Source organism: Thermogemmatispora sp. (assembly GCF_019683635.1).
Lineage (GTDB): Bacteria > Chloroflexota > Ktedonobacteria > Ktedonobacterales > Ktedonobacteraceae > Thermogemmatispora.
Genome location: NZ_JADGIA010000333.1, coordinates 1 through 2,948, shown reverse-complemented (window position 1 = coordinate 2,948; position 2,948 = coordinate 1). Strand labels below are relative to the sequence as shown.

1 protein-coding gene and 1 pseudogene are annotated in these 2,948 nt (G+C 58.3%); both read left to right on the top strand.

Features of this window, described 5'->3' with window-relative positions; translation table 11 throughout:
• Positions 1-4: 4 nt before the first annotated feature.
• Positions 5-1,918 (top strand): ammonium transporter, encoded by a 1,914-nt coding sequence (locus IRZ31_RS20960; RefSeq protein WP_363325713.1) that lies wholly within the window; start codon positions 5-7, stop codon positions 1,916-1,918.
• Positions 1,919-2,367: 449 nt separating this feature from the next.
• Positions 2,368-2,948, top strand: a pseudogene (locus IRZ31_RS20955) (glutamate synthase subunit alpha); the annotation flags it as partial.

The following is a 2,948-nucleotide window of genomic DNA, read 5'->3' as shown; positions in this document are numbered from 1 at the left end:
TGCTATTGTCAATCTGCCGGTGCACTATCGGTTAACCGATCGTGGAATTGCCTGTAACAATGTCTTTTTCCGGCCTTGGGAGGAGTTTGAGTATGCGACGCTTCGTGGTTGGAAGCTGACCCTTATCCCGCGCAAGGGGGCTGGCAGGCTGCGCCTGGCCCTTTCGCCGAAGCATCAGCGTGAGCTTCTCCCCTATCTGAGTCGTTTTCTGCAGATCCGTGAGCTGAGCGAAGCTGGGAGATCGGAGCGTTTCCGGCTTCGTGTGCGGGCGCTTCAAAGGTATTTCCCCGCACTGAGGACCCTCCTTATCTTTGCTAGCTTGCTGGTCCTTTCGCTGGTCTTGCTCAGTGCCTGTGGCGCGGGTCCTGATCCCAATGGTCTGAACAGCAGTGATCAGCAGCACCTGACCTCGGTCACTGCGACTGGTACGCAGCCATCGATCTCTCAGGACGATGTGAACAAGGCCAAGACGAGCGAGCCATTTGCCTATAATCTGGCCCTGTATGTTGACCAGAACCGCCTGGCTATCAACTTCGTCTGGACGTTGGTCACGGGCTATCTCGTGATGTTCATGCAGGCTGGTTTCGCGCTGGTAGAGACGGGGCTGTGCCGCGCAAAAAATGCCGGTCATACGATGGCCATGAACTTTATGATCTATGGCATTGGTATGATCGGTTACTTTGTGGTTGGTTTTGCCTTCCAGTTTGGTGGAATTGGCCTTGTCGGGGTACCGAACCTGGGCGGCCTCTCCAGCCTGACCAACGAGCTGACCATTCCCATCGGTGGCATCAACTGGGGTATCGTTGGCTATAAGGGCTTTTTCCTCAACGATGGCACCTATGACGTCGGGGTGGCCGTGATGTTCCTCTTCCAGATGGTCTTCATGGACACGACTGCTACCATTCCGACGGGGGCGATGGCCGAGCGCTGGAAGTGGAGTGCCTTCTGCGTCTATGGTTTCTTCGTTTCGACCCTGGTCTATCCGATCTATGGAAACTGGGCCTGGGGTGGTGGCTGGCTCTCGCAGCTTGGCAAGATTGGCCTGGGTGCTGGCTACATTGACTTTGCTGGCAGTGGGGTGGTTCATGCCGTAGGTGGCTGGTGTGCTCTAGCCGGAGCAATGGTCATCGGTCCGCGCCTGGGCAAGTACAATCGCGATGGCAGCCCTAATACCATTCCCGGCCATAACATGGTTCTCGCCCTGCTCGGCTGCTTTATCCTGGCCTTTGGCTGGTTTGGTTTCAACCCTGGCAGTACGCTAGGTGCTTCTGGGAATGGCAATCTGCGCATCGGTCTGATCGCTGTGGATACCATGCTTGCTGGCGCCTTCGGCTCGGTCGCTGCCATGCTTTTCACCTGGCTCACGGGGGCGAAGAAGCCGGATATTGGCATGATGGGCAATGGTCTCCTTGCTGGACTGGTGGCGATTACTGCTCCCAGTGGCTATGTGAGTCCTGTTTCAGCTTGTATCATCGGAGCAGTGGCGGGCATCATCGTCATTCTGGCTGCTGGCTTTGTGGAAAAAGTCCTGAAGGTTGACGATCCCGTGGGGGCCATTGCGGTTCATGGTTTCAATGGCCTGTGGGGGCAGATCTCGGTCGGTCTCTTTGCCGATGGCCTGGCCAACTATGGTGGCCTTCAGGTGCGAGGTCTCTTCTTCGGTGACCCAAGTCAGCTTGTTGCTCAGCTGATCGGCGCGGTTGCCTGCTTCGTCTACGTCTTCGGAATCTCCTGGCTCTTCTTCAAGGCCTATGACAAGCTCTTTGGGCTGCGCGTCTCGCCTGAGACAGAGCTGGCGGGTCTAGATATCCCCGAGATGGGGTCACTGGGCTATGCTCCTGATGCGGAGCCCTACCGTGTCGTCGCCCAGGGCGACGGTAGTGTGGCTGTGGCCGGTGGGGCTGCTAGCAAGGATTGAGTAGATCCCTCTCCTTCCTGCAGATAGTTATTCCTGGCCTCCTGAACTCCTGAGACAGACCGTAGATGGGAACAACGGCGTTCCCATTCCACCCTTCTGTACTGACACTCGCTGGACAGAGCTTGGGGGCCGTGAGCGACTGTTACAGTGCTCATGGCCCCCATTCCGTGCCTGCTGCGCGGGTTTCCCCTTGCCAAAAGCCGTGTTCGTATGTTACACTTTTTGAACAGCGAACGCTGGTTGTTCGGCTGTATGGACCGTGGCCAGGTGTCCGCGAGCCCCGCCGCTCTCCCCCGACCAATGCCGCTCATGTGTGCGCATCTGTGCGCCCTGTCATCCTGTCTATCCCGATGACCTCGGCGAGCGCTGTTCTGGTCGCCGACACAGTGTGGCTCCAACGCTGGTGCCTCCTGGTCTTCTATGCTGTCTGTTTTACAGGAGGGCAATCTATGCAGCACCACGCTTCTGCTGATCCTGCATATCCGCTCTACGATGCCCGGTGGGAACATGATGCCTGTGGCACAGGCTTTATTGTACAGATTTCCGGAGAGCGCAGTCATGCGCTGGTAGAGATGGCTTTGGAGGCGCTGGCTCGCCTGACCCACAGGGGAGCCCAGGACGCCGATGCCGAGACCGGCGATGGTGCTGGCGTGCTAACCCAGCTTCCAACGGAGCTGTTCCGCGCGGAGCTGGAAACCCAGGGGATCACGCCCCCCGCGGCTCAGGCGTTGGCCGTGGGTATGCTCTTTCTCCCCCCTCGCGAGCGCTATCCCAAGGAACTAGAGGCCAGTCGCCAGATCGTTGAGCAAACATTGGCCGAGTTGGAGATCCCGCTGTTGCTCTGGCGCCAACCGCCTCTTGATGAGAGCGTCCTTGGCTCACAGGCCCGCGCCACGCTGCCGACGATTTCCCAGATTTTGCTTGCATGTCCAGACAAGCTTACCCCTGAAGAGTTCGATGCCACGCTCTATTATGCGCGCCGCCTGATCGAGCGCCGCTGGCTGGAGGCCAACCTCGCCGGAGCTTATGT